The organism is Clostridium sp. UBA7339 (assembly GCF_002470865.1).
Lineage (GTDB): Bacteria > Bacillota > Clostridia > Clostridiales > Clostridiaceae > Clostridium_J > Clostridium_J sulfidigenes.
Genome location: NZ_DKPI01000012.1, coordinates 292,748 through 319,162 on the forward strand (window position 1 = coordinate 292,748; position 26,415 = coordinate 319,162).

Sequence of the window (26,415 nt, forward strand, 5' to 3'; positions counted from 1 at the left end):
GGATGAAAAATGGAGTTATGGTATACTGAGAATCACTCAGAGACTGTTAGGTTTTCAATAAAGGTTGACAAGCAAATATATGCTGGGAAAAGTGATTTTCAAAGAATAGATGTATTTGAGACAAAGGAATTCGGAAGATTTTTCACTTTAGATGGAATAGTTATGATAACAGAAAAGGATGAATTTATTTATCATGATATGATAGTTCATGTTCCTATGGCTACAAATCCTAAGATTGAAAAAGTTTTAGTTATAGGAGCTGGAGATGGTGGAACAATCAGAGAACTAACAAGATATAATACAATAAAAGAAATAGACATGGTTGAAATCGATAAAAAAGTAGTTGATGTATGTTTAGAGTATTTTCCTATAACATCAAGTAAACTAAAGGATGAAAGAGTAAACTTATACTTTGAAGATGGTATTAAATTTGTAAAAAATAGGAAAAATTACTATGATTTAATAATAGTAGATTCTACTGATCCAATAGGACCTGGAGAGGGCTTATTTACAAAAGAATTCTATAGAGATTGTTACGATGCATTAAATGAAGAAGGAATTTTAGTAAATCAACATGAAAGTCCTTATTATGAAATGTATGCTAGTTCTATGAAGAGAGCTCATAAGCGTATAAAAGAATCCTTCCCAATAGGGAAAGTGTATCAAGTTCATATTCCAACTTACTCATCAGGACATTGGTTATTTGGATTCGCATCTAAAAAGTATGATCCAGTAAAAGATTTAAATGCTGAGGCATGGAACTCTTTAGGGTTAAAGACTAAGTATTATAATACAGACTTACATGTGGGATCTTTTGCTCTCCCTAACTATGTTTTAGATATGCTAGATCATGCTTGTGATGAAGAATAATATTCAATATACATAATAAAGGAAATTGAAGATATATTTTTCTATATAGATAAAATTAAAAATATTAATAAAAAACCTTTGACATATTAAAATTAATTTAACATGTTTTAAAGGTTTTTTATTTTTAAACATTTTGAATATATGGTAAAATGTATATTGAGTTTAGGAGGAATTAATATGAAGTGTAAAATATGTGGAATGAATATTAATGAAAAGAATTATGATTTTAATTCATTTGCTTTTATAAATAAAAATTCTATAAGTAACATAGTATACTGTCCGTTCTGTGGAGTAAGCAGTATTTATTTAAGTGGTGATGATGAAGTTATTGAAGTAGATAGTAAGAAGCTAGATATAAACACATTAAGAATTTTAGACCATGCCGTTAAGCTTGAAATATTTAATGGAGAGTTTTATAAAGAAGCAGCTAAAAAAGCAAAGAGTGAAGAAGTTTCTAAGGCTTTTCAGGCTTTATCAAAAATAGAAATTTTTCATTCAAAGGTTCATATGGGATTAGGAGGTTTTACTAAAACACCTGCTTTGACTAAAATAAACTATGACAAGTATGATAGTGACGAAGCACTTTTGAAATTGGCAAAGGAAAGAGAAGAGCATGCTGTTTACTATTATGAAAGATATAAGAATGAAGTATGCGATGAAAATGTAAAAAGAGTTTTCCAAGCTTTAATTGAAGTGGAAAAGGAACATATAGAGCTTACCTATGAGTATAATTTAATATAGATAAGCTTTATATAGATTAAACACAAGAAAATTAGTTACTATATGAACAAATTGAGAAATCTATTCATATACATTAGGCTTAAAAAATGTTAAAATAGTATTTTAGGCGAATATAGTATGGAAAAAATGAATTATAAAGGAGGAGAATATATGAAAGATTATGTTATTATTACAGATTCAACGGTAGATTTACCTCTTGATAATATAGAGAAAATAAATATAGGCATTATACCTATGGCCTTTGATATGGAAAATAAAACCTATACACACTATCCTGATGAGAGAGAAATGACAAGCCATGAGTTTTACGAGAGACTAAAAAATGGTGATACTTCTGTTACAACACAGATAAATTATTTTACTTATAGAGAGTGCTTTGAAAAGCTACTGAAGGAAGGAAAGGATATTTTATATATAGCGTTTTCTTCAGGACTTAGTGGAACATATAATAACTCTCAATTAGTGATACAAGATCTTAAAGAGGAATACCCTGAAAGAAAAATTATATCAGTTGACTCTCTTTCAGCTTCAGTTGGGGAAGGGCTTCTAGTATATAATGCTGCAATGAAAAAAGAAGAAGGCTTATCCATTGAGGAATTGGTAAAGTGGATAGAAGAACATAGAAATAATACTTGTCACTGGTTTACAGTTGAAGATTTACATCACTTAAAACGAGGTGGAAGGATTTCTTCAGTGGAAGCAATTATTGGGACAACCTTAAAGATAAAGCCTGTATTGAGTGTTGACTATGAGGGAAAGTTAGTAAATGTATCTAAAGTAAGAGGAGAAAAAAAATCCTTGGAGAAATTACTAGATAAGATGCTAGAAGATGGTATAAACCTGAAGGAACAAACTATTATCATAGGTCATGCAGATAGCTTAGAAAGAGCTGAGTATCTTGCTAATATTATTAGAGAAAAGGAACTCGTAAAAGATATTATTATTAGTACTATAGGTCCAATAATTGGAACTCACACTGGTCAAGGAATGATAGGACTAACATTTATGGGAAACAAAAACTTAAAATAAGAACTTATTAAGAATTATTATGGAATATTTATTTATAATATAGCAAAAGAAGCCTAGGTTAGTGGTAATTTAACCTAGGATTCTTTTATATATCTAGATATTCAGAGTTTTCTTCTGAATTTTTTTAGAAACTCTTCCATATAAGAATCCAATTCCAAAACATACTATAAAAATTAAGAAGAGTAAAAAATGGTCAATGGGATTATAAATTATATATTTTACATCTGACTTTAACATTTTTAGTATCATTAGTAATTTGGTGTGTGGTAATAATGATTTTAAATCTATGAACAGCATAGAAATAATTGAAATAGGCACTTGAAGAGAACAGATAAAACCTACTAAACATCTAATAGATAATTTAAAAGATTTTTCTAAATAGTATTTATTAAAGACAGATATAATTAATAAAGAACCCAATATAGGTATAATTAAATAATTGCTTTCTAGCTTATATATGGAGAATCCATATATAATTCCAATTATAAATGTAAAAATAAAGGAAAGTATAATTGATTTAATTAGGTTATTATTTGGTTTGTTATAAATATTATTTGAAATCTCGGTAATTACATCAGTATCATTTACAGATACTTTGTCTAGTTGCATAATTATAGTATTATAAAGTTTTTCCATATCTATATCTTTAAAAAGATTAAGAGATATCTGAAAGGAAGTTGGTGGAATCCCTAAAAGTGAATTTAAATTATTACATATAGATGATTTTGTTTTTTTATTTAGGTCCTTAATTAGCAAGAAAGATAACATAGGATTATTTTGATAATTATAGATTTGTATATTATAAATATCTTTCCAAAATGCAAATTTTTTAATAAATGGTGTAGTGATTTTAATATATTCATAAGTAATTTCAATTTGAAATTTCTTTAGAATTTCAATATTTATAAATAGATACATAAAGAAAATAGAAAGTACAAGTAAAATCAAGCTAAAAACAATGCCCATAATGGGATTTTCTTTAGTAATAAATATAAATATAAGAATAGATAATATTAAAAAAAATAGTACAAAAAATAAATAAAGAAATTTTAGAGACTTTTTTAAGCTTGATTTTTGATAAAGTGGAAGGGTATAAGTGTCCATAAAAACCTCCTAAAAAATTATGTTATAATATAAATTATAGCATAATTTTTATTTTTATACTTATATGTTTTAATTACTCTCCTTGAGACGGATCTAATGCTACTCTCAAGATATCACCAAGAACATTAAAGCTTAATACAATTAATAGTATCATAAGACCTGGAAAAATTGCTAAGTAAGTCTTATCACCAATTCTGGCTTGAGCAGTTTGAAGCATGCTTCCGAGAGAAGCCATCGGTTGTTGTACCCCTAGACCTAAAAAACTTAAAGATGATTCCATAAGTATAGCATCGGCTATATTTATGCTAGCTGCAACAATTACTGTGGAAATAGCATTAGGTATTATATGTGTTTTTACTATTTTTATATTATTGCTACCTAAGGCTTTAGAACATAGAATATAATCCCTTTCTTTTATAGATAATGTTTCTGAGCGGACTATTCTAGCGATACTCATCCATCCAAATATACCTATAATGATTATTATATTGGCTATACTTGGTCTTAAATAAGAATTTACTATTAGTAGTAAAAAGAATAGAGGTATACTCATTAACATGTCTATTATTCTCATTATAATAGCATCAACTTTGCCTCCTAATAGTCCGCTTATAGCACCAACTAGGGTGCCGATGAATATAGATACCATCATGGAGAGTACACCTACTATTAAGGAGATTCGTGCACCATATAAAGCTCTAGTAAAGTAATCTCTTCCGAGTTCATCTGTTCCAAATATATTTTTTAAATTTGGAGAAATAAATTGATTACTCATATCAATAGTATCAGGATTATAAGGAGTCAAAAATGCAAAAACAGATAAAATAATTATTAAAATTAAGCATACTAAAGCAAATATTCCTAATTTATTTTTTTTAAGCTCTCTTATAAAATTTTCTTTAAATCTAATACTAAACATTTTCATCCCCCCTACGTATTCTAGGATCTACTAGTACATAACTAATATCAGCAAGTAGATTTCCTATAACAACCATTATTGAGGTAACTAAAGTCATAGCCATTATAACTGGATAATCTAAGGCTTTTATTGAGTTAATGCCAAGTCTTCCCATACCAGGCCATCCAAAGATAGTTTCAGTGATAAATGCACCAGAAACTAAAGATGGTAAGCTCATTCCAAGAATTGTTATCATTGGAAGAAGAGCATTTTTCATGATATGTTTAAATAGAATTCTATTCTTACTTGCGCCTTTGGAAATTGCGGTAACAATATAATCTTGCTTTAGTTCTGTTATAGTACAAGAACGTACATATCTTGTAAGAACAGCTATATTAGAAAAACTAAGTACTATAGTAGGTAATATACCGTGTTTTATAACATCTAATATTGAAGTTACACCTATAGTTCTCATACCAACACTAGGAAGCCACTTTAATTTTAAAGAAAATATTGAAAGCAATATCATTGCAAACCAAAAGCTAGGTATAGAGATTGCAATATAGTTTAATATATTTGTAAATCTGTCTAAGAATTTATTTCTATGCATGCCCGTATGTAATCCTAGGGGAATTGATATTAAAATAGCTAGAAGTAGGGAAGAACCCATAAGTCCAAGGGTAGCAAAAAATCTTGAAGAAATTTCACTAGCTACAGCTTGTCTAGAAACCAAGGAGTAACCCAAATCACCACTTAATACATTTTTTAGCCATAAGAAATATCTAGTTAGCATAGGTTTATCCAGTCCAAGACTTACTCTTATTAAATCTGCTTGCTCCTTTGACATTTTAGGGGTTATATATCCTTGAGCTGGATCTCCTGGAGCCAGATTCATAAGTAAAAAGGATACAAAGGATATAAATAAAAGCATAGGAATAGCTTGTAAAATTCTCTTTGTAATTTTATTTTTCATAATACTATCCTTTCTATGTAAAAAATTTATGTAAAAATGGCTCAAGTACCCGGAAAGGGTAAATGAGCCATAGAAATATATTTTTATTGTTGAATCATATATATTTTTGATAAATCTTCAAACATATATATAGGTACTAATTTGGCATCTTCAATTCCACCAAATTTAGCATCAACTCCGATTAATGACTTTGAATAATATAATGGGTATACTACAGCATCATCAGCTATGGTCTTTTGAATTTTTTCATATAATTCTTTTCTCTTTGCATCATCTGATTGAGAAGCTCCATCCTTCCACAACTTGTCTAGTTCTTTGTTATTATAACATTGAGCATTAAAGCTACCACTAGACATATAAGCACTAGAATATCCATCTGGATCATTTCCCATTACATATCCATTTATAAGTATATCATAATCTCTTTCTTGTTCTCCAAGGATTTTTGAGAAGTATACATTGTCATCTATTTGCTGAGCATCTACTTCTATACCGATAGTAGAAAGTTGTTGTTTAACAACCATAGCAATTTTGCTATCTTTTGGAGTGTATTGAAAATTCAATTTTATATTACCTACACCAGACTTTTCCATAAGCTCTTTTGCTTTTTCTAAATTTTGGTCATATTTTTCTACATCATCAGTATAGAATTTTGTATTTGGAGTTAGAATAGAGTAAGCTTTTTCAGTATTTTCTAAATTAGTATAGGATGTTTTTAAAATCTCTTCTTTATTTAGGGCATAGGATATAGCTTGTCTAACTTCTTTTTTACTTAAGTTTTCATTTTTTTCATTAAGTATAATATAGTTTAGCATTCCTTCATCAAAAGAATGAGTTTTAAACCTATCATCTGATGAGAAAGTTTCAAACTTATCTTCAGCTAAATATGCTGCAGAAACTTCTCCATTTTCAAAAGCAATTTTTGAAGTATTATCATCTGGAATTATTCTATAAACCACACTATCTAAATGAGGTTTTCCTAAATAATAATCATCAAATCTTTCTAGGGTTACCATCTCACCCTTTTTCCATTCTTTGAATTTAAAAGGACCAGAACCTACTGGAGTATTATTTTTATCTGATTCTGCTAAATTGCTTTCACCCTCAAATATATGTTTTGGAATTATTTTAAAATCTCCAATTGATATATAGAATGGTGCAAAGGTATTTGGAAGTTTAAATTCAACAGTTAAGTCATCAATTTTATTAGCTTGGACTTCTTTTTTATCAATAACAAAAGTTTGTCTAGCATCAATTCCCTGACTTTCATCTTTAGCTACATTTACACTATAAACAACATCATCTGCTGTTATTTTTGTACCATCATGCCATGTTAAATTATCTTTTAATTTTAATGTATATGTAAGTTTATCTTCAGAAGTTTCCATACTTTCTGCTAAGTAATATCTTACTTCATCTTTATCAACTACATATAGTGGATCAAATAAAGCATTGTTTATTGTATAAGTAACTCTGTTTTGTTGAAAAAAAGGATTTAGGCAACTTGGATCAGTTCTAGCAGAAAATATCATTGTTCCTCCATCCTTTATTTGTTGTTGAGCAGTTTCATTCTTTTTGGACTCAGTATTAGTAGAACTATTTTTTGAACTACATCCAATTAAGGACAAGGATAGTATTAAAGATAGTCCAATACTGAGGAATCTAGTCTTTTTCATTGTAATCCCCCTTATACACTGTAAAATCAATTCATGTTTATGAATGAATTTTATGATAGTTGTAGTTACGTGAAAATACGCAACAATTCCTTATATAGGATAACATAATAAATATTAGTATATAACTCTTATTATAAATTAAAATAAATAAAATCAGTCTATCAGAAAACGTTATAACTACAAAAATCAACAATTTATTACATAATAAATTAAAGGTTTTGCTAATAGTAACTGGCAGAAATAAGCCATATAATAATTTCTGAAATTCTTAACATTTCATAATAGTGAATTGTATTATAAAATGGTTTGTTAAGTATAAATATATTAAAAACAGGAAAATATATTATTAAATTCTATGGAGTAAGGAATATTAAAATTAGGAGGAAAATATGATGAATAATTATGTATTACCAGAAGACAATTTAGGAGAAGAATATAATTTTGAAAATGAAATTAGTTATTATGATGAAGGATATGAAGAATGTATACGATGTGGTAATAGGGAGTGTTTAGACAATAAAAGATTATGTAGTTACTGTAGTGAAACTTGGGAATAAAATTAAATGTTTTAATGATATAAACATAGTTCTTTGCTTTAGAGGGAGTTTTTCTCCCCCTAAAGCTTACTAACAGACTTCTAAGTATCAATTTATTTGATACTTAGAAGTCGTTATCCTTTAGAGATTATTACAGTAATTTTTAGATGTTATATTTTAATTTTATAATATGCTAGACAAAAATATAATTTATTCATATAGGATTATAATAAATTTCATTATTGGCATTTGACAACAATTTAAAACAGCAGTAATATAAATTTAGTAAATACCAATAATAATGAGGAGATGATTTTATGTCAACATGTGATACATGTCCATCCAATGGTGGATGCAGTAAAGATAAAGGAAGTTGTGGAGTTGAGAACAATCCTTTAAACAATGTTAAAAAAATTATTGGAGTTATGAGTGGAAAAGGTGGCGTTGGTAAATCATCCATGGCTACTTTAATAGCAAGACAATTAAAGGAAAAAGGATATAAAGTAGGGATTTTAGATGCAGATATTACAGGGCCAAGTATACCAAGACTTCTTGGAATTACAGGACAAAAAGCTATGGCGGATGGTAAAAATATATATCCTATTGAATCTCAAGAAGGAATAAAGGTTATGTCGTTAAATCTGCTAGTAGAGAATGAAGAAGATCCTGTAATTTGGAGAGGTCCTATGATTGGTGGAATGGTTAAGCAGTTTTGGACAGATGTAATTTGGGGAGAATTAGACTATTTAGTTGTTGATATGCCACCAGGAACAGGAGACGTAGCACTAACTGTAATGCAAGATATTCCGATAAATGGAATAGTAATGGTATCTGTTCCTCAAGATTTTGTATCTATGATAGTTGCAAAGGCAGTTAATATGACTAGAAAATTAAATATAAAAGTTTTAGGTGTTATTGAGAATATGAGTTATATTAAGTGTCCTGATTGCTATAAAAAAATTAAATTATTTAATGGAGAAGATACAGAAAAGTTCTTGAAAAATCTAGATTTAAATCTTTTAGGTGAATTACCTATGATAAGTAGTATAAGCAATTTATCAAAAGGTGAAGAGCATCAAGATGAATTTAAAAACATATTTAATAAAATTGTTGAAAACATAATTAATAATTTATAATAGATAATTATTATAACTTTTTTATAGATTAGTGTATCATTATATCAGCTTATAACAGTATAAAAATTTATCATATAAAAACTATCTTAAGTCTTTGATTTGAGATAGTTTTTATATTTTTTGATTTAAATCTAAGGATTGAGCTACATTGTTGTATAAGAGATAAAAATCCAAAAACTAAAATAAAAAATAATTATTATATAAATAAAAAAATATATAATAGAGAAACTATAAATAAACATATTTTTTAAAACATTAGTTTTATTAGTATTTAGAGTGAATGTTTGTTATTTATTAATGAATATAATAAACTTTAGGAGGAGTTCTATGTTTAATGATACATTGATTGAGTGGATAGGTTATTTAGCATCTATACTAATTACTATTTCTATGTTTATGAAGAAAATATTTAAGCTAAGATTTATTAATTTAATGGGATGTATATTATTTGTAATATACGGGCTGATTATTGGAGCATATCCTGTAGCTATAGCTAATGCAATAATAGTTTTTATAAATCTATATTACTTATACAAGTTATTTAGAGAAATGAATACTAAAAATAATATTTAAATTTTAATATAATAATAAAAGTTAAGCTATAGTGAAATAGAAAAATTACACTATAGCTTTAAATATAGAATTAAAAAGTTAATTTTCTATGTAAATTCATACTAAGTTTACATAGAATTAATTTACAGATAATTTAAAGTATAGTATATTTATCAGAGAGTTTATAATTATTATTTAAGGAGGATATTGGATGTTAAAGGATGAAGAAAATATAAAAAGTGATAATGAAAGTATAGAAGAGGAAAATGTAACAGAAGAAACTATAGCTGAAACACAAGAAAACATGGAAGCAACTTTAGAAAATGAAGAAGTATTAGAGCATATAGATGAAGCTGAAAAGGCAGAAGAGTGTTCTAATGAAAATGTTAAAAAGAAAGGTGGATTTTTAGCCAAACTAGGTGCTAATATAATTGATCAGAGCATAAGTTTATTAGTAAGTTTTGCATTACTCTATTTATTTAATTTAATATTAATGCCTTTTGGATATAGATTTGGAGACAAAGTATTAGGAATTTTAGTAATATATGTAATTGTAAATATTTTATATGGTATTATAATGGAAGCTACTAAGCTAAAAACAACTATAGGAAAATTTATTTTTAAATTATAGTAGTGAAAACGTGTCTGTGTTTAGATGCGTTTTTTATTTATGGAGAAAAAGATAGATACCATGCTAAAGTATATATTATACAGAAGCAAATGATATAATTATAATAAGAAAAAATTGAATTAAGAAATTATTGTTGAGAAAGTTATTATTAATAATTAATGTTTTAAGCTGGAGGATTAAATATAAATGAATAGAATCACTACAACAAAGAATAAGAAAATTACAATCTTAGCAACTACAGATATACATGGAAACATTTTAGGATATAACTATGATAAGGGTGAAAGCTTCAATAATAGTGGAATGAATCGTATTTATTCTTATATAAAGCAAGTTAAGAGTGAAAATCTTAATACTTTGGTAGTGGATAATGGAGATATAATTCAAGGAAATACGTTAACAGATGAAATGTATAGTAATAAAAAGGATGAAAAACATCCTGTGATTTCTGCTATGAATTTTATGGGATATGATGCTATGGTATTGGGAAATCATGAATTTAACTTTGGACTTGATTTAATAAAATCTCTTGAAAAGCAAAGTAACTTTCCATTTCTTTCAGCAAATGTAGACTATAGAGAAAGTGGTGAAGACTTTGTAAAGACACATACAATTATAAATTGTGGTGGAGTGAGAGTTGGAATTATAGGGTTAACTACTCCTAATGTACCAAGATGGGTAGGAAATCTAGTGAAGGATCTAAATTTTCATGATCTTGGTGAAACTGCCTATAGGTATGTAAGTGAAATTAGGGATAAAGTAGATATTATAATGGTTATGGCTCATGCAAGCATGGTTTCAGAACATGATAAGAAGAATGAAAGAGATGCAGCTGAAAAAATATTGAGATTATGTCCGGAGATAGATGTACTAGTAGTTGGGCATTTTCATATAACAGTAAAAGAAAAAAGAGGAAAAACGCTCATTGGAGGGGCTACAGATAGTGGACAGGAAGTAATTCGTTTTGATTTAACCTTGGACAATAATAATCATGTTATAGATGGACAAGTTAAAGTTGTATCCATGAAGCCGTATTATCCTAGCGAAGAGTTAAGTGGATTACCAGTTATTAAGAAAGCACATGAAACAACTATGGATTTTGTCACAGAAATAATAGGAGAAGCCACAGAAGATTTTCAACCAAAGGATGAGATAAGCTTTATACCTGAAGGACGGCTTAGAGATACTCCACTTATAGAGTTGATAAATAAGGTTCAACTTATAAATTCTGGTGCAGATGTTACATCAACTTCTTTAATTAGGGATGATAGTAATATAAAAAAAGGTGTTATTACTTATGGACATATTTTCAATGTATACAAGTTTACTACTTTTCTTTATGTAGTAGAAGTTACAGGGAAAGAGTTAAAGAATTATATGGAATGGGCTGCTTCAGCTTACAATCAGTGGAAGTCAGGAGATATTTCTATAAGCTTTACCATGGATATTCCAGGATATCAACATGAATTTTTTGCTGGAGTAAATTATAAAGTAGATATTTCTAAACCAGTAGGTCATCGAATTGTAGATTTAATTTTCAAAGGTGATTTAGTGAAAGAAAATCAAAAATTAAAATTAGCAACCAGTGATTATTGCTATTTTGCAAATTTAAAAGGTAGAAAATTAGCAAAGAATAATTATATTTGGAAATCTTCTAATACAATTAGAGATATGATAGTAGAATATATTAAAAATCAAGGTATTATATCTCCACAAGTGGATAATAACTGGGAGATAACTGGAGTTAATTTGGAATCACCATATAAAGAGAAAATAATTAAATTAGTTAATGAAGGTAGTATTGAATTACCCTATAATAAAGCTTTAAATATAGATGAACTTAAAAAATTGGGTTTAATAGATGTGAAGTAGGAATATTTGTATTGACTATATATATTTATTATGGTAAATTATACTTGTAATTTTAAATTTAGGAAGGGGACAATGAGATGTTGATTAGAATCAATTGTTAGTTAAATTTTCGAGAAAAGAAAATATTTAAATTAAAAGAGGTTTTGTTTACGTTATAGGTCTATAGTACATCTATAGGATTTTTTGTGATACTTCTTTTTAAAACAATTGAAATGAAATCAATCTTATTGAGCTATTTCTAAATTTTACTTAATTATTATAATTAGCTTTGCTTAAGATGTGAATCTTAAGAAGGGTATTTTATAGGATTATTTTTAGTGAATGCCACAATTATTTATGTTTTAAATAATTTGTGATTTACAAGGTGTCCTAAGTTTATAATAATATTTGTTAATATATATTTCTAAATGTAAAGAAGTACTTAAAGTATGAGTAAATATGGTAACATATTTAATACTTTGCTGTGTCTTTGAATTTATAGGATATATAATAATATGAAACTTTATCTGTATATACTGGGTAAAGTAGATGATATATACTAAATTAGAGATTTAGTATATTAACTAAGTAAAATAAAAATGTTAGATTTGGCTGTAAGAGAGAGATTCTTTCTTACAGCTTTTTTGTTGCTCAATAAGGGGATTTCTAAAAAAGTAAAAAGATAAAGTAGAAAAAGGGGGATTTAATAGTGAATTATTATGAGGATAAGAAAATTAGGATAAGAGACATAGAAAAAGGAGATATCATTAATTTGTTTTCTTGTAGAATTGACAAGGAGATTAATAGGTATGATCCAAGACCTATACCAAGTAATAGTAGAGAATTAATTCAAGAATGTAAAATCTATTGTGATAACTTTGAAAGAAATGTGATCAATGATAGATTAGAAGATCGAATGTATAAGTATTTTATAATCACCGATAATGATGAAAATTTTATAGGTTTTGTCAACTTCTTTAGTATAGATACAGTTGCAAAGCAGGGGGAAATGGGAGTTACTATAGGTGATAAAAGATATTGGAGGAAAAGCATAGCTTATGACTCTATCAAGATAGCCATGAACTATATATTTAATACCATGGATATAAATAGAATATATGTGGAGATTGAAGAAAATAATAAGCCATCATTGTTACTATTTAACAAGCTAGGATTTAAAAAATGCGATGAGTATATGGAAGATGGAGAATTTAAATTTATAGTAATGGACATTAAATCTCATAACGAATAAATTTTAAATAGTTTCATATACAGAAATTTACCTGTGAAACTATTTAAATATAGAACTATACAACTAGTTAAATAGTTGAATTCAGTAAGTTTAGATAAAGAATAAATTAAAATATACTTAAATTGAAGGGGGGAAGCGATTGAGGTATCTATTAGATAACCTTATTGCTAAATTAATTATGAAGAATAAAAAAATGTTAAGTCCAATGATATTAAAACTTGAAGAGGATATGAATTCTGGAAATGATAATGCTATAGATATATTTTGGGAAAAGATCGAAAGAGAAGGGGCGCCTCTTATTGAAGACATAGAGGGAGATGAAGAAAATTCAATTGTAACTGTAATTTGGAGACAGGATAGAGAAATTGATAATATATTTGTTTTCAGTGAAATCTTTGGAGGATGGATGTTCGGAGAAGGCGATAAAAAAACTAATTTATATAGATTAGGCAATAGTGATTTATGGTATAGAAGTGCTATTTTATCTAAAAAAGCTCGTTGTTTATATACATTGATAGCAAATGTTAATGAAGAGTATGAATGGAGGGATGAAGATGTAATCATAGATCCTCTTAATCCTAAAACTTATACACCTGTAAGAGATGAAGAAAATCCAGAAGATATAGCGCTTCTTGTACCTACCGAAAATATAATTGAGATGCCTGAGGCTAAAGAAAAAATATGGACAAAGGAAAGAACTGATAATAAAACAGGAAAAATTCATATGTCTAGATTTAAACTTAAGTCAGATAAAAAGGAAAGAAGAGTTTGGATATACACCCCTTATGGATATGAAGAAGATGGAAGTGATAACAATCTAATGGTGTTTACTGATGGATGGGAATATATAAACTTAGTAGAAGCTCCCAAAATACTAGATAATCTCATAGGTGATAGGCATATAAGTCCTACCTGTGCTGTATTTATTGAAGGCTCAGATAATAGAGCAAAAGAATTAATTTGTAATAATGAATTTTTAAAATTTATTACAGAAGATATATTACCATGGGTTAGGGAAAATTATAAGGTGACAAAAAATCCTAAAAATACAATTATTACAGGATTAAGTTTAGGTGGACAATTTGCAGCTTATGCATCACTTAATGGATATGATATATTCGGAAATGTTCTATCACAATCAGGAGCCTTTGCATGGTTTATTGATGATAAGGGAGAAATACAACTTGATTCTGAAGGAAATAGTAAACTAATAGAGGAATACAAGGATTCAGAGGTATTACCAATAGACTTCTATTTAAATATGGGAAGCCTAGAGGGATTTTCAAAAGGTCATGTGGAGGCAAATAACAGAATGATAGCTACATTAAAAAGTAAAGGATACAATGTAACTTCTGAAACTTTTATAGGTGCTCATCTTTATTATGATTGGCAAGATAATCTAGCAAATGGTGTAAAAGCTTTGTTAGTAGATAAAAAATAAAGAGGTTAATTAAATAAAATTATTAGATAATTTTTATTATTAAAATGATTTGAACAGATACTTAAGGGGGTATAGTATATGAAATTTCAAAAGTGGTCAAAGGAAATATTAAGTTATGAATTAAGGGATGGATATAGACTAGAAAGGGCTGATAATAAAGGGTTCACTGATTACTATACAGTTTACTCACAGATGAACATTGCCAATGGCTTCTTTAAGAAAAGTTATGACGTAATGAGAACTGTAGTTGATGATGAAGATGAATGCTTTTGGATTATTAAAGATGATAAAAAAATAGGTGGAGTGTTTATAGAACCTAATAATATATCAGAATTATTCATTATACCTCCCTATTCAAATGTAGATTTATTATTAGAAAGACTTAAAGAAATTCTAGTTTTTTGGTCAGATACTACAAAGGATATACTTGCGGATATAGTACAACCATCTTTAGTTGAAAATTATGAGAAAATAGGATTTAAGAAAATTGAAAGCGGTAGGTGGATGATAAGACCGACAGAAGAATTCAATATTATGTGGAGAGAAGGTTTTTATGCGAATTTACCTAAAAGAGAAAATCAAGGAGAAATAGGAAAGTTACTTTATGAGGCATTTGAAAACAATGTGAATCTTCATAGTAGTTATACTCTAGAGGAATATACAGGTTGGGTAAAAGAATACTTTGATGATTATTTAGACAGTGACATGCTAAATAGAGCTTCTACCCTTGTATATGATGGGAATACTAATGAGCTAGTGGGAGTTTGCTATGTATCACTTTGGCAGGAATGGCCTTTAATATCTCAGATAGCTGTTAAGCCAAGCTATGAAGGCAGGGGTATTGGAACTAAGATGCTAAAAAAGGCGCTTACTATTCTAAAGAAAGAATATCCTGTAGTTAGGCTGTATGTTGATATAGGAAATGAAGCTGAGGAGGTTTATGAGAACTTAGGCTTTTTAAAGGGACTTGAGCTGACACAGATGAAGTTAGTTTAATTAAAAGAAATGGTTTCAATATAATCAATTGAAAGGAGGGATGACAATGAAGTTGCCAATAAAAGATTACTTTGGATTATTATATAAGTACTTAAAAAAGCAAAAAAATATGGTAATACTACTATTTTTTATATTAGTTATTAACTTAGTAATACAATTAGCTAACCCACAAATATTGAGATATTATATTGATGCTGTAACAGAGAATTTGGGCAGCGAAAATTTAGTAATAGCAGCTCTGTTATTTATAGCTTTTGGAATTATAAGGCAAGTATTTAAAATTATATCAACTTATATTAGTGAAAAGGTTGGATGGAGAGCAACTAATGCATTAAGAGGAGATTTAATAGAGCACTGTATAAACTTAGATATGGATTTCCATAAAACACATCAATCAGGAGAGATGCTTGAAAGGGTTGATGGAGATGTAAATGCTCTATTTAGTTTCTTCTCCACTTTTGTATTGCAATTTATATCAAATTTAGGACTTTTAATAGGAATAATTTTATTGCTATATAAAGAAGATTGGAGGATTGGATTAACATTAACCATGATTGCTATTTTGGATATGGTTGTAATGAAATATATAGAAAAACATTCATCAAAGCATTGGGAAAAATCAAGGGAATATAGTGCGCAGTTGTATGGTTTTTTAGGGGAACACATTACTAGTGTGGAAGATATAAATACTTGTGGCAGTAAAAATTACACTATGAATAGTTTATATAAATTATTTAGAAAAATGCTGCCCGTTGAAATAAAAGCCAGTTTAGGCCACTATTATATGTGGATAGCTAACATAATTGTCTTTGCATTAGGTAATGCTGCAGCATTAATACTTTCAGCGTATTTTTATGGGAATTCATTAATAACCTTTGGTACTGTATATTTAATATTTCACTATGTTGAGCTTATGGCTAATCCACTAGAAGAAATCAGATCACAGATGCAAAAACTTCAAAGAGCTGAAGCAAGTATTAAGCGTATAAAAGAGCTTTTGCAAATTAAAAGTACAATAAAGTACGGCTATAATGGTCTAAATAGTAAAGATTCTATTGATGTAGCTATAGATGGAGTTTCATTTAGTTATGAAGATGGAGAAGCTGTACTTAAAGATATAAATATTAATATAGAAAAAAATACTATTTTAGGAGTACTAGGTCATACAGGGAGTGGTAAAACTACCTTAGCTAGGTTAATTGTAAGGATATACGATGTATGCAATGGAGCTATTAGATTTAATGGAGAGGATTTAAAGAGCTTCACTAAAGAAAGTTTAATGGAAAATATTAGTTATGTTACTCAAGAAGTACAAATTTTTCATGCAACAGTTAGAGAAAATCTCACACTCTTTAATCCTAGTATTAAAGATGAAACTATACTTAATATCATTGAAGATATTGGATTAATGCCATGGCTTAATAATTTACCCCAAGGGCTAAATACTATTCTAGATAATGGTGGTAGTGGCTTATCTTCAGGAGAAGCTCAACTTCTCGCTTTTGTAAGAGTGTTTCTTAAAAATCCCAAATTAGTTATTTTAGATGAAGCTACTTCAAAACTTGATCCAATCACTGAAGGACTTATAGATAATGCGCTAAATAAACTACTCCAAAATAGGACTTGTATAATTATAGCTCATAGACTTGGAACAGTTGGTAGAGCAGATAGCATTTTGATTCTTGAAGAAGGAACAATTGTAGAGTACGGCAATAGAAAGAAACTTTATAAAGATAATAATTCAAAATTTTATAATTTACTACAAAAGGGTATGGAGGAGGTGCTGGCATGATAAAAAGTAAAAAGGAGAAAATTCCAGTGCTTGAGTATGTTGGTAAGATGATAATGTATAGACCATGGTATTATTTACTCAACTGCTTTTTATGGATAACAATTCATATGTTTCCACTGATACCGGGTTTAATTACTAAGAGATTTTTTGAAGTCTTAGAGAAAAGTGGAGGGTTGAATAGTGAAATTCTAAGCCTTATGGCATTAATTTTAGTAGTAGCATTAACTAGATCAATTATTATAGCTATGGGTGGAAGAGTAGACGCTAACCATAGATTTTCTATGAGTGGATTACTTAGAAGAAATCTACTAGAGTGTATTATAAATAATCCATTAATTGAAAATAAGACTTCTTTAGGTGAGTCTATGAACTGTTTTAGAGATGATATAGAAGAGATTGAGACTGTTATAAGCTTCACCTTAGATATAATTGGGGATGGATTATTTGCTTTAGGAGCACTAATTATTTTATTAACCATAAATGTAAAGGTAACTTTATTTATTTTTGCTCCTTTAGTTATAGTAATATTATTATCACAAAAGGCTATGAAGTATATTTCAAAATACAGGACTACTGCTAGGGAAGCAACTGGTGATGTATCAGGGGCTATAGGGGAAATATTTACTGGAATACAAGCCATAAAAATATCTGGAAGTGAGAAGTATATAATTAATAATCTAAATAATCTTAATGAAAAAAGAATGAAATATATGGTGCGCGATAAGATTTTTGTAAATATCATGGATGCTATATATGAAAATGCTGTAACTATTGGTACTGGATTTATATTGCTATTAACAGGTAAATATATGCTGAAAGGGAGCTTTTCAGTAGGAGATTTTTCACTATTTCTATATTATCTTCCCTTTGTAGCTGATTTTGCAGGCTTCCTTGGAGAAATTTTTGCTAGGTATCAGCAAGGGGGAATTGCATTTAAGAGAATGTTTAAACTCTTAGATGAAAATATGGAAAAAGAGTTATTAGCTCATAATTCATTATATCTAAAAGGTGAATTAATTGAAGAGAAATGTAAACAAGAAGATATAGAATTTAAGAGTTTAGAGGTTAAGGAGCTAACCTATAAGTATAATGAAACTAGTGGTATAGAAAATATTAACTTAAGAGTAAATAAGGGTGATTTAGTAGTAGTTACAGGAAGAATTGGAGCAGGGAAGACAACTCTTATAAAATCTATTTTAGGAATGTTACCTGTAGATAGTGGGAAAATCTATCTAAATAATGAAGAAGTTAAAAAAAATAGTGAAAAGCTAACACCGCCAATAGTAGCTTATACATCTCAGAATCCTAATTTATTTAGTGATACTATTAAAAATAATGTTCTTTTAGGACTAAAGGATGAAGGAGAAAAATTGGAGCAAGCTATATATTCAGCAGTTTTAGATAGGGATATTAAGAATTTTAAGGATGGAATAGATACATTGATAGGTTCTAAAGGAGTAAAACTTTCCGGAGGTCAAAGACAAAGAGTAGCTGTAGCAAGAATGTTTGTAAGAAAGGCTGATTTATATGTCTTTGATGATATATCTAGTGCCTTAGACATAGAAACAGAAATAAAGCTTTGGGATAGGATGTTTGAAAGAAAAAATATAACGGCCTTAGTAGTTTCTAATAGACATGTAGCCTTAAAGAATGCAGATAAAATTTTAGTTATGAAGGATGGAAAAATTGCAGGACAGGGAAAACTTGAAGAACTTCTTAAAAACTGTGAAGAAATGAGGCAGATATGGGGCCTTGAAGCATAGAAGATAGCCTATATAGAAGAAGTTTCTGAATATCCAAAGTTAGACTTTATTTACCTATTGAATAGGAGGAAGGAGATTAATTACATGTTTAATTAATCTACTTCCTTTTAAGCATTTTATACTGAGTTAAATATAATATATTTTATAAGATATATTCCATATGATAATCAAAGGGTTCAAGACTATATAGCTTTTTATTTACTTCTTTAGTTAGTATACATCCCATACACCTATAAAAGGTTTGAGCATTTTCACAAGATGAGGCAGAGATATAAACTTTACTAGCTTTTAATTCTCTAGCTTTATCAATACACATGTTAAATAGTGTTTTCCCAATACCTTTATGGCGGTGGCTGTTTGTAATGTGAAGATTGGACAATTGAATATATTGTTTTTTACTCCCAAAGAATTCATTTTCTAGGGAAGCAAATCCTACTAATTTACTTTCATCAAAGGCTGCAAAAACTGAACCACCTTTTTCAAATGTAGATTTTAATTCATTACATATGCATAATAGCTCATTATTATCCCAATTCTCTTCATAATAGATATCTTTTAGATACTCACTTCCATCATCTCTTAGTCTCCAAGCTCTGTATATTTTCTCATGTCTATCAAAATCATTTAATAGTTCAGGAACCAAGTCAGTTATTTTTAATTCTTTATATATCATCATTTATTTCCTTTCATAACTTATATTAATAGATTATTTACTATCTAAGGTATCTAAATGAGATAATTTATTTGTATAAATTATTCTATGACAACAGCTAGTTATCTGCCAGTGGTGTATTCCAGTATCACCTGTAGATATAAAAAGTTGTGAATTTATAGGAAGCTCAAGAAAACTTCTAAAAAGCATATTTATAATGCCACCATGAGCAACAATGGCTATAGTAGAATCAGAGGAGTTTTCGCTAACTATCTTTGATAATATGGATTCAGCTCTGGATCTGAATTCTATCATACTTTCCATTCCATACATAGATGTGTGTGGCCATCTTATAGCAGGTTCAGGATAGCGTTCATTTGCCTCTTCTCTAGATAACCCTGCTAATAGTCCATTATTAAATTCCATAAGTCCATTTTCATATATAATAGGAATGTTAGTAGCATTAGATAATATTTTAGCAGTTTCACTAGCACGTTTTAACGGACTGGAATAAATTTTATCAATATTATAATTAATTGATAAAAAATTTGACATAGCTAAACTTTGCTTATTTCCAAGCTTTGTTAATGGAAAATCTGCTCTTCCTTCATGAACATTTAATATGTCTGCTTCTGATTGACCATGTCTAATTACAATGATATCCAAATTTATAGTTCCCCCTCATAATTAATTTAAGGTTATAAAATAATTATATAATATAAATAAAGTGAATTATATGAATTTTTAGTTAAATATAATTGCAATTAAGTGGCTATTCATAGGTGAAGAATAATAAATTTTTAAATAAATTAAAATTTATATATAGATTATATTCATTTATTAATCTGGAAAAGTGTAACAATTATAGCATTTGTATTATAGTTAGTAGAAAAATTTATAGAAGAGAGGAACGTTATTATAAGTAAATAATATGAAATTATTAATTATTATAGAATCATAGGAAGTGTTCTACTAATAAAAAATTCTATATTTTATGTTATAAATAAATAATAAGGGAATTAAAAGGAGTGATACTAATGAAGAGGAAACTTATTACATTAATTATATGTGGAGCATTAGCAGGCACTGCACTGGTAGGATTAACTTTACAAAATAATTCTAAGTACATTAATAATTCAGCTATTGAAAGTGTAGATGAAAAAGAAGACACAATAGGGGACAAGAGAAATGAAATTGCTTTATATGATGAAGTAAATGAAGAAGATAAAAACAGTAATGAAGAAATAAACCTTAGTAAAGATACTAGGTTATCTCGAGGTAGTGGACAAGCTGATAATTCACAAAATGATAAAAATGTAGTTAATAATGATGAAGGAAGGAATTTAGAGGAAAAAGAAAGTTCTAATACTACAGTTAATAATCAAGAAGAAATAACTGAAGATAATTCTTATAGTAATACTGAAAAGTCATCAGTACCTTCTCAGGAAAAAGTTAATACACCATCTAAATCAACTACATCGACTACAACAGTTACAGGTGATTTTTCATCACAAATAGAACAGCTTATATTTACAAAAGTAAATGAAGAGAGGGCTAGAGCGGGTATGAGCACCCTAAGTTACAGTAGTCTTATGGAGAAATACGCAAGAATAAAATCAAAGGATATGGGAGATAAAAATTACTTTGACCATAAAAATCTAGAGGGTGAGCTTATAACAGCACAAATGGCTAGAGACGGTATTTCTTATAGATCTTGGGGAGAGAATATAGCTTATATAGGTGGAGTATCTGATATAAATGAACTTGCAAATCAATTTATGACAAATTGGATGAATTCACAAGGACATAGAGAAAACATACTATCCCCTAACTTTACAAGCATAGGTGTTGGGGTATATAAAGCTGGGAATAGATACTATGCTACACAGGAGTTCTATAAATAATAGTACAAGCATTAAAAGTTTCACTGTAAATATGTAATTAAGGATTAAATTAAAAAAGCACTAAGATAAAAGATATCTTTAGTGCTTTTATTTTACATAAAACATTTATTAAAAGTTATTATTCATTTGTTAATACTGTAAGTTTATTGTAATATATAATAAAGGTTAATCCGATGACTACCAGCTCTAATACTCCCTCTTTTTTTAAAGTGGGAGTTAAGAGCTGGTACGTCCCTGGATAACGATTTCCCCTAAAGGACAACGACTTCTAAGTATCAAATAAATTGATACTAAGAATTCTGTTAGTAAGCTTCAGAGAAGCTAAGAACTCTGTTTATAGAGTAATCTTATATTGGTAAGGAGTGGAATAATGAAAGTTAATTTTTATAAATTTAGCGAAATAGATGATTATAAATTGAAATTTGCAGTAATAATGGCAAGATATATGAATCAATGGATATTTGTAAAGCATAAAGAAAGAGATACTTGGGAGATTCCAGGAGGACATAGAGAAGAGAATGAAAGTATAAAGGATACTGCAAATAGAGAATTGAGAGAAGAAGCAGGAGCTATAAAATTTAAACTTAATCCTGTAAATATATACTCTGTTGTAAGGGAGAGTAATGACATTGATGAATATGATGAATCCTATGGGGCACTTTTCTTTGCCGATATTGAGGAGTTAGGTGAACTTCCTAACTTGGAAATTGGGGAAATTTGCTTATTCGATAATCAACCTAAAAATCTTACTTATCCATCAATACAGCCTCATTTATTTAATAAAGTTTGCAGAATATATACTTTAGATGATGGAGCAAAATTAAATAAACCTATAAGCATTAGGTAGGAGGGAGTTAAAAAATGGGAAAAAACTTTGAAGATGTGTTAAAATCAGATTATAAAAACAATGAAGGAAATGATTTAAACTCCATGGAACTTAAAAAACCCATTATGTTAATGGAAGGAGATAAAGTTGCAACTATAAGTCTATCTTGGGGCGGAGCAGGAGATGAAAATATTCTTTGGACAAGTGAACATCTGCCTTGGGAAATAGAGAATAAATTTATTCCAAGAAAAGTAAATAAAAATATGGAATATGAATTATTACAAGGAAGTGGAAAGGTTCAAGGACATTTAATAGGTGGTTGTATTGATGTATTAGAAATGTTAAAAGGAACTGAAGTATGGCCAAGTAGTGACAAGTGGAAAGATGGAATATTGTTTTTGGAAACATCAGAAGATAAACCAGAACCTACTTATGTGGAATATTGGCTACGAAACTATGGAGCTCAAGGAATTTTACAAAATATAAATGGAATAGTTTTTGGAAAACCTTATGATAATGTTTATTATAATGAGTATAAGGAAGCTTTTATTAAGGTCATAAGAGATGAATTGAAACTAAAAGATTTACCAATACTATTTAATGTGAATTTTGGACACACAGCACCTATGATTACAATTCCTTATGGAGCAAAAGCTGAAATAGATTGTGAAGAGAAGGGTTTTTCAATAATAGAAAGTGGAGTTAGGAAGTGATAAAATGAGATACGTTATTGTTTCCGTTATAAAGGGAGAAGCAGGAGATTTTAACAATAATCTTAGAAAAGAAGTTTATGATAAGTTTAAGGCTAAGTCTTCAAAATTACCTGCACATTTTACTATAAAAGCCCCCTTTGAATATGATGGAGATATTAAAGAACTAGAGAAATCTATAGAAAATTATTGTATATCTCATAAAAGAGAGCCTTTAGAGATTAACGGTTATAATCACTTTGATGATAGAGTGATATATATGGATATGATAATGAGTGAAGAGGGAAAGGCTCTTCACGATGAATTAATTAGTAAAATGAGTAGGATTCCTTATATTGAATTTACTAATAAAGATGGTAAGGATAAAATATTTCATATTACCATAAGTTCAAAAAGAATAAAAACCATATATTATGATCTTTGGAATTATATAAATAAGTATCCATGCAATTTTCACGGCTATTTTGATAATATAAGTATTTATAGATGGGATACTAATACTTGGGTATTACATAGAGAGTATCTTTTCCAAAAGTAAAATAATATAATAACTACTGATTGATAATTTAAAATCAATAGTTATTATAGAAAATTAATATAGATATAGTTATATATAAAGTTAAAATTACAATAAATATTTATAATTAAGCTAGAATAAATTTTATATATTTGTAATATATATCTGGATAGGAGTAGATATGGGTAATGATATAAAAAGATGTATAATGATATTTCCAGAGTTTCAAAATATAAATATAATTAATGAAATAAGAGAAACTTATGATCCTTTTGTAAATAATGTGAGTCCTCATATTACGTTAGTCTTTCCTTTTGAAAGTAAAATTAAAGAGTACCAATTGAGAAATTGGATGAATGAATCATTAAAGGGTGTAAAGCCCTTTCATGTGGAACTCGAAGGAATAATAAAAATTAGCAGTGATTCAAGTTTATATTTATGTTTAGAGGTAAAGAAAGGCAAAGAAGAAATAAGAGAAATTCACAGTAGATTATATGATGGAATACTTAAGGTGTATAAGCCACAGTGGTTAAATCAGGTTGAATTTATACCTCATATGACTATTGGCAAATTTAGTTCTGAGGAAGAGCTAAATATTGCGTATGAAAAAATTGGAAATGTGAAAGAAAAGTTTTTTTCTAAGGTGGACAAGATATCTGCAGAAATTGTAGTTAAAAATGATAGATCGATTAGGGAAATAGAGATTAATTTACAAGAGTAGATTATATTAATAAGCATTATAAGGAGACGATATATAATGAAGAGAAGATTTGCTAATAAGCCAGATTGGAGTAGAGTATTAAGGAAAGAGTTTAAAATTGAATTCATAGATAATAAAGAGTTAAGAGGATATATATCAAGTATCCATATGAAAGAGATAACAGAACCGTTAATTATACAAACTAAGGGTGTGGATTATTGTATTGTGGATAAGGAATATTCTTGGATTCAGTATTTTCCAGAAAATAAAAACTATGTATTAACAGTTATGATTGATGAAAAACACAATATAATTCAATGGTATTTTGACATTTCAGAAAAATATGAACTTACTGAGGATGGAATACCTTTTTATGATGACTTATTTTTGGATATAGTAGTGTTAACTACAGGAGAAGTAATTTTATTAGACGAAGAGGAATTAGAAGAGGCTTTAAATAATAAGGAAATAACAGAAAAACAATATGGAGATGCAAAAGAACAGGCTAAGGAACTTATTGTATGGATAAATAAAAACTTTGAAAAATTATATGAACTTACTAATAAATATTATAACCATTTACAAAATATTTCTTAGGAAATATATTACATATAAGAAATGTTTTGTATAAGATACCTCTGAGCATGTTTCAAACAAAGTTGAAGATTTCATAAGGATTCGTGTAATATTTTTTAGTATAGGTATAATTTAAAAAATACATAAAAGATATTGTAAACCTAATCTTTAAAAAAAGATTACAATTTTCGCAAAAGCTATAGAAATGGATGTACACATATGTTAATATATGAGGGAATAAATATTTGAAATAAAATATAATAAGTATTAATATGGGAGGTACAACATTGAAAATTACAACTAAGAACATTATATTATGCGCTACTTTTGCTGCATTAACAGCTATTCTCTCACAAATATCAATACCACTGCCATTTACTCCTATTCCTATAAATCTTGCCATGATATCAGTTTTTATTGCAGGAGGCTTGTTAGAAACTAAGATAAGTTCAATTAGTCAATTGGTATATGTAATAATTGGAGCTATTGGAGTTCCTGTTTATGCAAACTTTACAGGGGGGCTTGGAATTCTAGTTGGTCCTACAGGAGGATATATAGTAGGATATGTTATAACTACAATTATAATTGGAGTTATAGTTAAAAGGTTAGGGAACAGTATATATTCTTATACAGTGGCTATGGTAGTAGGTATCTTAGGATGTTACTTCGTAGGAACAGTATGGTTTATGCATATAACTCAAAGTGGACTAATAGAGGCGTTGCTTATGTGTGTAGTGCCATTTTTAATTGGAGATATATTAAAAATCATTTTATCAGCTTTCTTAGTTAAAAGGTTAAAAAAATATGTATAGAGGATTAATAAAAGCACGGTAGATAGCTACTGTGCTTTTTATAACTGATTTAGGATTAAAGTATATTTAGCATATATGACTTAGCTATGTTTTTATATCCATATTTAATTAATGCTTCTACTACAATGCTTCTTACTTCATAACCAGTAGTTATTTCTCTAGATAAAGATATTAAGATTGACTCTACATCTGAAACAATTAGTTCTAGTTCTTTAGAGTTAAGTTGAATATCTACATCAGAGCCAGCATTTTCAACACTAGTTTTAATTTTTGATGGTTCAAAGGAAACAACATTTCCATTCTTCTTTATAAATTTCATTTAAACGCCTCCTTACTATAGTTATTATTCACACATTAGTTTATTTATAGTAATTATACACTTAAATATATAATAATAACATATATTTAAGTAATAAAATTGTAGTACTAATAAAATTTTATTTAAAAGAGGAATAATGAAAAATTTGTAGAATTTAA

At 28.2% G+C, this 26,415-nt stretch carries 27 protein-coding genes; 20 read left to right on the top strand and 7 right to left on the bottom strand.

The window, feature by feature from the left end:
• Positions 1 to 9 precede the first annotated feature (9 nt).
• The 3 genes from speE to B2S02_RS13205 all read left to right on the top strand — a co-directional run bounded on the left by speE (position 10) and on the right by B2S02_RS13205 (position 2,640).
• On the top strand, positions 10 to 870 hold the full coding sequence (gene speE / locus B2S02_RS13195; protein ID WP_346846493.1) for a polyamine aminopropyltransferase: 861 nt from the start codon (positions 10 to 12) through the stop codon (positions 868 to 870).
• A 177-nt stretch (positions 871 to 1,047) separates the two neighbouring features.
• Positions 1,048 to 1,611, top strand: coding sequence for a ferritin family protein (locus tag B2S02_RS13200; protein WP_346846494.1), 564 nt, complete (start codon positions 1,048 to 1,050; stop codon positions 1,609 to 1,611).
• A 150-nt stretch (positions 1,612 to 1,761) separates the two neighbouring features.
• The gene (locus B2S02_RS13205; RefSeq protein WP_346846495.1) at positions 1,762 to 2,640 is read left to right on the top strand and encodes a DegV family protein; all 879 of its coding nucleotides are present in this window, start codon (positions 1,762 to 1,764) and stop codon (positions 2,638 to 2,640) included.
• A gap of 93 nt (positions 2,641 to 2,733) precedes the next feature.
• On the opposite strand, the gene B2S02_RS13210 is transcribed toward B2S02_RS13205, so the two are convergent.
• The 4 genes from B2S02_RS13210 to B2S02_RS13225 form a co-directional block, all read right to left on the bottom strand.
• Positions 2,734 to 3,744, bottom strand: coding sequence for a hypothetical protein (locus B2S02_RS13210; RefSeq protein WP_346920851.1), 1,011 nt, complete (start codon positions 3,742 to 3,744; stop codon positions 2,734 to 2,736).
• A 73-nt stretch (positions 3,745 to 3,817) separates the two neighbouring features.
• Positions 3,818 to 4,663 carry an ABC transporter permease gene (locus B2S02_RS13215; RefSeq protein ID WP_346846497.1) on the bottom strand — a complete coding sequence of 282 codons (846 nt, stop codon included), beginning with the start codon at positions 4,661 to 4,663 and terminating at the stop codon, positions 3,818 to 3,820.
• Positions 4,656 to 5,615, bottom strand: coding sequence for an ABC transporter permease (locus B2S02_RS13220; protein WP_346876982.1), 960 nt, complete (start codon positions 5,613 to 5,615; stop codon positions 4,656 to 4,658). The genes B2S02_RS13215 and B2S02_RS13220 overlap by 8 nt, the downstream gene beginning before the upstream one ends.
• Before the next feature lie 83 nt (positions 5,616 to 5,698).
• Positions 5,699 to 7,291, bottom strand: a complete 1,593-nt coding sequence (locus tag B2S02_RS13225; RefSeq protein ID WP_346879215.1) for an ABC transporter substrate-binding protein — start codon at positions 7,289 to 7,291, stop codon at positions 5,699 to 5,701.
• 392 nt (positions 7,292 to 7,683) lie between these two features.
• Between B2S02_RS13225 and B2S02_RS13230 the strand changes: the two genes are divergently transcribed.
• From B2S02_RS13230 to B2S02_RS13275, 10 genes are all read left to right on the top strand, one after another.
• A complete protein-coding gene (locus B2S02_RS13230; RefSeq protein ID WP_346880030.1) occupies positions 7,684 to 7,848 on the top strand; it encodes a hypothetical protein in 165 nt (54 codons plus the stop codon).
• A 296-nt stretch (positions 7,849 to 8,144) separates the two neighbouring features.
• A complete protein-coding gene (locus tag B2S02_RS13235) occupies positions 8,145 to 8,963 on the top strand; it encodes an Mrp/NBP35 family ATP-binding protein (RefSeq protein WP_346879214.1) in 819 nt (272 codons plus the stop codon).
• A gap of 297 nt (positions 8,964 to 9,260) precedes the next feature.
• A complete protein-coding gene (locus tag B2S02_RS13240; RefSeq protein WP_414632288.1) occupies positions 9,261 to 9,536 on the top strand; it encodes a YgjV family protein in 276 nt (91 codons plus the stop codon).
• Between the two features lie 190 nt (positions 9,537 to 9,726).
• Complete coding sequence (locus B2S02_RS13245) at positions 9,727 to 10,146, top strand: hypothetical protein (RefSeq protein ID WP_346920852.1); 420 nt, start codon at positions 9,727 to 9,729, stop codon at positions 10,144 to 10,146.
• A gap of 186 nt (positions 10,147 to 10,332) precedes the next feature.
• On the top strand, positions 10,333 to 12,018 hold the full coding sequence (locus B2S02_RS13250; protein ID WP_346846504.1) for a bifunctional metallophosphatase/5'-nucleotidase: 1,686 nt from the start codon (positions 10,333 to 10,335) through the stop codon (positions 12,016 to 12,018).
• A 688-nt stretch (positions 12,019 to 12,706) separates the two neighbouring features.
• Positions 12,707 to 13,249: a GNAT family N-acetyltransferase gene (locus B2S02_RS13255; protein WP_346876979.1), complete on the top strand. Its 543-nt coding sequence runs from the start codon at positions 12,707 to 12,709 to the stop codon at positions 13,247 to 13,249.
• Between the two features lie 139 nt (positions 13,250 to 13,388).
• A complete protein-coding gene (locus B2S02_RS13260; RefSeq protein WP_346920853.1) occupies positions 13,389 to 14,690 on the top strand; it encodes an alpha/beta hydrolase in 1,302 nt (433 codons plus the stop codon).
• Positions 14,691 to 14,768: 78 nt separating this feature from the next.
• Positions 14,769 to 15,686 (top strand): GNAT family N-acetyltransferase, encoded by a 918-nt coding sequence (locus B2S02_RS13265; RefSeq protein WP_346879212.1) that lies wholly within the window; start codon positions 14,769 to 14,771, stop codon positions 15,684 to 15,686.
• Positions 15,687 to 15,732: 46 nt separating this feature from the next.
• The gene (locus B2S02_RS13270; protein WP_346879211.1) at positions 15,733 to 17,478 is read left to right on the top strand and encodes an ABC transporter ATP-binding protein; all 1,746 of its coding nucleotides are present in this window, start codon (positions 15,733 to 15,735) and stop codon (positions 17,476 to 17,478) included.
• On the top strand, positions 17,475 to 19,241 hold the full coding sequence (locus B2S02_RS13275; RefSeq protein ID WP_346879210.1) for an ABC transporter ATP-binding protein: 1,767 nt from the start codon (positions 17,475 to 17,477) through the stop codon (positions 19,239 to 19,241). Before B2S02_RS13270 ends, B2S02_RS13275 begins: the two co-directional genes overlap by 4 nt.
• Positions 19,242 to 19,383: 142 nt before the next feature.
• On the opposite strand, the gene B2S02_RS13280 is transcribed toward B2S02_RS13275, so the two are convergent.
• Together B2S02_RS13280 and B2S02_RS13285 are read right to left on the bottom strand one after the other, a co-directional pair.
• Positions 19,384 to 19,917 (bottom strand): GNAT family N-acetyltransferase, encoded by a 534-nt coding sequence (locus tag B2S02_RS13280; protein ID WP_346920854.1) that lies wholly within the window; start codon positions 19,915 to 19,917, stop codon positions 19,384 to 19,386.
• A 30-nt stretch (positions 19,918 to 19,947) separates the two neighbouring features.
• Positions 19,948 to 20,559 carry a histidine phosphatase family protein gene (locus B2S02_RS13285; protein ID WP_035134931.1) on the bottom strand — a complete coding sequence of 204 codons (612 nt, stop codon included), beginning with the start codon at positions 20,557 to 20,559 and terminating at the stop codon, positions 19,948 to 19,950.
• Between the two features lie 371 nt (positions 20,560 to 20,930).
• Here B2S02_RS13285 and B2S02_RS13290 point away from each other — a divergent pair, with 371 nt between their 5' ends.
• The 7 genes from B2S02_RS13290 to B2S02_RS13320 all read left to right on the top strand — a co-directional run bounded on the left by B2S02_RS13290 (position 20,931) and on the right by B2S02_RS13320 (position 25,938).
• On the top strand, positions 20,931 to 21,797 hold the full coding sequence (locus B2S02_RS13290) for a CAP domain-containing protein (RefSeq protein WP_346920855.1): 867 nt from the start codon (positions 20,931 to 20,933) through the stop codon (positions 21,795 to 21,797).
• A gap of 370 nt (positions 21,798 to 22,167) precedes the next feature.
• Positions 22,168 to 22,644 carry an NUDIX hydrolase gene (locus tag B2S02_RS13295; protein WP_346920856.1) on the top strand — a complete coding sequence of 159 codons (477 nt, stop codon included), beginning with the start codon at positions 22,168 to 22,170 and terminating at the stop codon, positions 22,642 to 22,644.
• Positions 22,645 to 22,658: 14 nt separating this feature from the next.
• Positions 22,659 to 23,336 carry a hypothetical protein gene (locus B2S02_RS13300; protein WP_414632894.1) on the top strand — a complete coding sequence of 226 codons (678 nt, stop codon included), beginning with the start codon at positions 22,659 to 22,661 and terminating at the stop codon, positions 23,334 to 23,336.
• A gap of 4 nt (positions 23,337 to 23,340) precedes the next feature.
• A complete protein-coding gene (locus B2S02_RS13305; protein ID WP_346920857.1) occupies positions 23,341 to 23,871 on the top strand; it encodes a 2'-5' RNA ligase family protein in 531 nt (176 codons plus the stop codon).
• A gap of 160 nt (positions 23,872 to 24,031) precedes the next feature.
• The gene (locus tag B2S02_RS13310; protein ID WP_346920858.1) at positions 24,032 to 24,571 is read left to right on the top strand and encodes a 2'-5' RNA ligase family protein; all 540 of its coding nucleotides are present in this window, start codon (positions 24,032 to 24,034) and stop codon (positions 24,569 to 24,571) included.
• Between the two features lie 36 nt (positions 24,572 to 24,607).
• A complete protein-coding gene (locus tag B2S02_RS13315) occupies positions 24,608 to 25,147 on the top strand; it encodes a DUF402 domain-containing protein (protein WP_346920859.1) in 540 nt (179 codons plus the stop codon).
• A gap of 266 nt (positions 25,148 to 25,413) precedes the next feature.
• Positions 25,414 to 25,938 (top strand): biotin transporter BioY, encoded by a 525-nt coding sequence (locus B2S02_RS13320; RefSeq protein ID WP_346920860.1) that lies wholly within the window; start codon positions 25,414 to 25,416, stop codon positions 25,936 to 25,938.
• A gap of 55 nt (positions 25,939 to 25,993) precedes the next feature.
• Here the strand turns inward: B2S02_RS13320 and B2S02_RS13325 are convergent, their stop codons facing one another.
• Positions 25,994 to 26,257: an ATP cone domain-containing protein gene (locus B2S02_RS13325; RefSeq protein ID WP_150842366.1), complete on the bottom strand. Its 264-nt coding sequence runs from the start codon at positions 26,255 to 26,257 to the stop codon at positions 25,994 to 25,996.
• Between the last annotated feature and the right edge of the window lie 158 nt (positions 26,258 to 26,415).